Source organism: Caballeronia calidae, assembly GCF_900044055.2.
GTDB classification, from domain to species: domain Bacteria; phylum Pseudomonadota; class Gammaproteobacteria; order Burkholderiales; family Burkholderiaceae; genus Caballeronia; species Caballeronia calidae.
Genome location: NZ_FCOX02000181.1, coordinates 1 through 4,321, shown reverse-complemented (window position 1 = coordinate 4,321; position 4,321 = coordinate 1). Strand labels below are relative to the sequence as shown.

Here is a 4,321-nt window from a genome sequence, read left to right as displayed (position 1 = left end):
TTCGCCTTGGCCAGCAGCGCATCGATCTGTTCTTTGAGTTCCAGCTCGGCTTTCTTCATCCGCTCGTAACTCATCGCCTTATGACGCGACGCATTGGCCTTGATCTTCGTGCCGTCAACGGCAATCGTCCCGAGCTTGACCAGTCCGCATTCCTTGGCCAGCTTCACCACTTGCACAAACAGCTCCGACAGTTCCTTCAAGTGAAAGGCGCGAAAGTCGCAAAGCGTGCGATGCGCCGGATAGTTGCCCGCGGCGAGGACCCGGAACGCGACATCTTCATGCAGCTTCCTGGCCAGCTTGCGCGACGAGAACACCCCGGTCGCATAGCCGTAGACGAGCACCTTCACCATCATCGCCGGATGAAAGGGTTGATTGCGCGGGCCGCCGCCCGCATACCGCGCATGGAAGGCTGACAGGTCCAGCGAATCCACCGTGTCGCTGATGTAATAGGCCAGGTGCCCTTCAGGGAGCCAGTCTTGGAGCGCGTGGGGCAGCAACATCTGCTGCTGCGGCTCGTAGGGGAGGTAACTTGTTGGCATCTGCTAACAACGTCTTCTCCGCTCGGCCGGATGACATCAGATTTCTGCCGCGCATACTCCTAGCCTTCGAGGAATATCGACGGACGATCGAAGACCGTCTCGCTCAGTGCGAACGGCTCGAAACGGCCTTGCGCCAGATGGCGCCACAATGGCGCTTCTATCCGGTGGTCAAAACGCTTCAGGCGCTACGCGGCATTCAGTTCACCAGTGCGATCGGCTTGCTTGCCGAGCTCGGTGATCTGTCACGCTTGGATCATCCGCGACAGCTGACTGCCTGGCTTGGTCTCACGCCATCCGAACACTCCTCGGGCCAGAGGCGCAGGTTGGGCAGCATCACAAAGGCCAGCAACGGCCATGCGCGTCACCTGCTGGTCGAAGCGGCCTGGTCGTACCGTCACCCCGCCAAGGTCAGCCCCGCTATCCAGAAACGCCATGAGGGACTGCCCAAGGCCATCATCGATCGCGCGTGGGATGCGCAATTACGGCTGTGCAAACGGTATCGCAGGCTGGTCGCCCGTGGCAAGCATCGCAACGTCGCCGTGATAGCGATCGCCCGGGAGCTGGCCGCGTTCGTGTGGGACATTGCGCGAATGACATCACGTATGCCCGACCCACAGATGCACACGCACTGATCCAGGCGCATCCCACGTTCAACCATTCAATGGAGGAAGAACAGTCTGCTGAGGACGGCGCAGCACGGTCCGTGAACAATCCGCGAAGATCCTACGAGACGGCCCTTGAGCCAGACTCTCGGTCATAGAGCGCGGCAGGTTCACATGACGGAAACCCTGTAATGTGGTAACCAACCCACGGATATCAGCCGGATCAACCGTCGACGTTACAGGCTGCGCCGCCCCAAGCAGATTCACCTAACATCGATAGGACATTCAGAAATGAACTTGCGGTACTTGACCGAGAAAGTCATATCAGGATCTAGCCAGATGGTTTTGACGCTAGGCTCGCCATCGCCTTTGCGCGCGAGGAAGCCGCCGAGCCTGGCGAAGAGCCGTACCACTTCATTCAGTTGCGGCGGTTTGTCGGGCGGGGTCTTCTTGTTGAGGATGAAGGCGGCCTTCCATTCGTCGGGCTCAAACAGCAGTCCGGCATCGAGGTCCGGGCAAGTGCGACCTACCCGCATGAGACGAGCAATGCGCCACGGCACCACCATGAACACCGCCAGTGCCCGTTCGATGCGTTCGCTCGTGCTCAGTTGTAGCGCCTCACTCTGTCTATTCGAACCAGTTTCATCGTGACATCAAGCGCGTGCAGAAGCGTAGGCGCGCGATCGTCGCGAGCGGCAGGCGCTGCATCCACGCGCGTAGCGCCCGCTCGGTTCAGTTCCGCGCCTTGCTTGCTGTTGCGCAGGGTTTGGGCCGTCAGTGCGTTGGGCACCTCCGCCGCAACGGTCCGACCCGGTCGTGCGCGACGCGCACTAGCGCCATGCGGATGTAGTCGGACACGAACAGGCCCATGGCCGCGAACACGTCGTTTGCCTCACGCTTGAGCGTGGGCGAAATACCTTCGGCGCCTACACGAACGGCTCAAGTCTCTTCCAAATGAAGAGAGACCCGGGCGCGCATACGACCGGGCCGTCAAATCCTGCCCTTCACGTTATTCCGTCCGGTACCTTAAAGGTACACAGAGAAGTATCGGACTTATGCGGAATGGAATGCTGCCTCGATGCTGGCGTTTTAGAGAAGAAGAAAAGGCAACATCGACATGACTCCTTGGATAACCTCGCCAGTCACAACTTGACTCTGCATATCGGCGTATGCCTGCGAGTCTGATACAGAGGGATATTGCAGGGCCGATTGACTAGCTGCATCATAAGGCGATGGAGTGGTGGCCGCCGGTGGACAATCCTGATCATCGGTGTCGTCGTCTGGCGCGTAAACGAGCTGTGGTGTTTGACTAGAATTGATGGGGGAACCAACCGAGCTGCTCATAGATGACCTCCTAATGACATATTGCCGAATCGGCATCTTTGAATAATGCAATTTAGGCAGCCGGCTACATTCAAGATTGCGTTCACAAAACCACTGCCCGTCTCAACAATATAAAGATGGGCCAAGCCGACAGCAATTTCGAACGCGAAGCAATTGAGGCAATTGCGAAGGGGGCTGATAGTCCGCCCAGCCCCGAAGGATCGGGTTGCGCAGCGCGTATCAAGTTTGCTTGTCTGGCCGTCTTGTTGCCTTTGAATTGCCGGGATGGATGTTTGACAAGGCTCGGTGCGCGGTGATGTCGGCGGGTTCTCCGGAAGTTACCTTGGGCACGTTGATGGAATTGCGAGACGTACTCGCACACGAAACGGCGCTATCTCCAGATGGTGGATCATCATCTTCCTTGACTCGAGAACAGGAAGGTACTCCAGATGAGGCCATCGTCGATGATTGGCTCGGACACCGGAGGCCGGCGATGAATTCTAGCCAAAGATATTTGAAATTTGAACGCGGCGCCTCTGCAGTTAGTGCCCCTTCGCTTCGTCGATAGCGTGAAGGAGTCGCTGCACCGGGTAGCCTTGGATGGCCGTCAGACGATGCGAGCAGTTGTCTTCATAGATGAACATCTGACCTTCGATTCGGTAGCGTCCTTGCCAACCGATCGCGTAGCGGGTTTCGGTTTCTTCGATGTGCACCGGCAGCGGATCTCCGTCGGTCGCCAGTCTGGAGGCGAGATGGCCTGCCGGCTCCAGCATCCAGGCGTCGCCGGTCTCGGTGGAGAAGAACACCAGTGGTCCGATGGTGACGATGCGTCCATCGTGATCGGCCGCGCGACGCTGAATCGAGCGGACCTCTTTGGCAAGGTGCAAACTGTCCCGTGACAGCCGCGGTGTGGCGGCCTCGTGCCGAGTCTTGCGTTCAGTCATGGACTCAACTCCTGCGCAATGGTCCTGCAGCCGATGGTCTCATTATCGCAGAGCGCACCCGCCGCGGAGAGCCAAGATGGAACTCTTCACCAAGCTGTTCGGCAGCCTGTTGGTATTCGTCTATCACTGCTTCGACCGGATTGTCATCCATGGCTACTTGAGCGCGCTTAGCCGACCCGAGCAGGTGGTTTATTTCTTCCGCCAGGTGGTGGGCGTGGCGGCCGTCGACAAGGAAGTGCTGAGCCGACGCACCGGGGAGTATCAGGGCTGGGTCGAGGCCTTTGCCCGCAATCATGACACCCCGATCGAGTGGGCCCAGAAGGGCGTGCGCAAGGAAGACTACGTTCAGCGGTGGCTGCGCCCGATGGTGCGGGCGCAACGCTACGGCGTCTATTTCATTTTCCGCAGCATGGAGCAGGGCCCCACCTTTCGCTGCACGGTGCCCAAGTATCCGACCCATGACCCCAATTATCGCATCCTCGCGCCACAGCGTAGCCGCTTCACTCACTACTATTTCTACATTCGCGACGAAACGCTCGGGCCCATCGCGATGCGCGTGGCCTCGTTCTTCCCGTTCCAGACGACCTACTATCTGAATGGCCACTCGTTCATCGAGCAGGAATTGAATCGGACCGGGATCGGCTTTCGCAAACACGACAACGCTTTTCTCGCGGTCGACGATCCGGCGGCGCTGCAGGCGGCCGCCGACCGGCTCAGCCCGGCGTTGATCCGTGAACGACTCGACTATTGGACGCTACTGCTCGGACCGAAGTTCTCGGCCAAGGAACGCGCGCGTATCAACCTCCGTCGCTTCTACGCCATCAGCCAGATCGAATGTAAGCCGTCCATCTTTGACGTCTGGCGGTGATCGACTGGAGCGAGGAGCATAGGTGTCCACCAATTTCGAGGTGGA

At 58.9% G+C, this 4,321-nt stretch carries 5 protein-coding genes and 2 pseudogenes; 2 read left to right on the top strand and 5 right to left on the bottom strand.

Going from position 1 to position 4,321, the window contains the following annotated elements; genetic code table 11:
• A partial coding sequence (locus AWB78_RS41575) for a transposase (RefSeq protein ID WP_198399484.1) occupies nucleotides 1–539 on the bottom strand: 539 nt, incomplete at its 3' end.
• A 59-nt stretch (nucleotides 540–598) separates the two neighbouring features.
• On the opposite strand from AWB78_RS41575, the pseudogene AWB78_RS41570 reads away from it, so the two are divergent.
• Nucleotides 599–1,171, top strand: a pseudogene (locus tag AWB78_RS41570) (transposase); the annotation flags it as partial.
• Nucleotides 1,172–1,404: 233 nt separating this feature from the next.
• On the opposite strand, the pseudogene AWB78_RS41565 reads toward AWB78_RS41570, so the two are convergent.
• The 4 genes and pseudogenes from AWB78_RS41565 to AWB78_RS41560 all read right to left on the bottom strand — a co-directional run.
• A pseudogene (locus AWB78_RS41565) lies at nucleotides 1,405–1,761 on the bottom strand (IS4 family transposase); the annotation flags it as partial.
• A 154-nt stretch (nucleotides 1,762–1,915) separates the two neighbouring features.
• Complete coding sequence (locus AWB78_RS50060; RefSeq protein ID WP_374729529.1) at nucleotides 1,916–2,056, bottom strand: type II toxin-antitoxin system RelB/DinJ family antitoxin; 141 nt, start codon at nucleotides 2,054–2,056, stop codon at nucleotides 1,916–1,918.
• A 174-nt stretch (nucleotides 2,057–2,230) separates the two neighbouring features.
• Nucleotides 2,231–2,485, bottom strand: coding sequence for a hypothetical protein (locus AWB78_RS47325; protein ID WP_157697868.1), 255 nt, complete (start codon nucleotides 2,483–2,485; stop codon nucleotides 2,231–2,233).
• Between the two features lie 521 nt (nucleotides 2,486–3,006).
• Nucleotides 3,007–3,408: a hypothetical protein gene (locus AWB78_RS41560; RefSeq protein WP_157697867.1), complete on the bottom strand. Its 402-nt coding sequence runs from the start codon at nucleotides 3,406–3,408 to the stop codon at nucleotides 3,007–3,009.
• Nucleotides 3,409–3,484: 76 nt separating this feature from the next.
• Here AWB78_RS41560 and AWB78_RS41555 point away from each other — a divergent pair, with 76 nt between their 5' ends.
• Entirely contained in the window at nucleotides 3,485–4,276 is a 792-nt protein-coding gene (locus AWB78_RS41555; protein WP_062612994.1) for a hypothetical protein, read from the top strand.
• Nucleotides 4,277–4,321 lie beyond the last annotated feature (45 nt).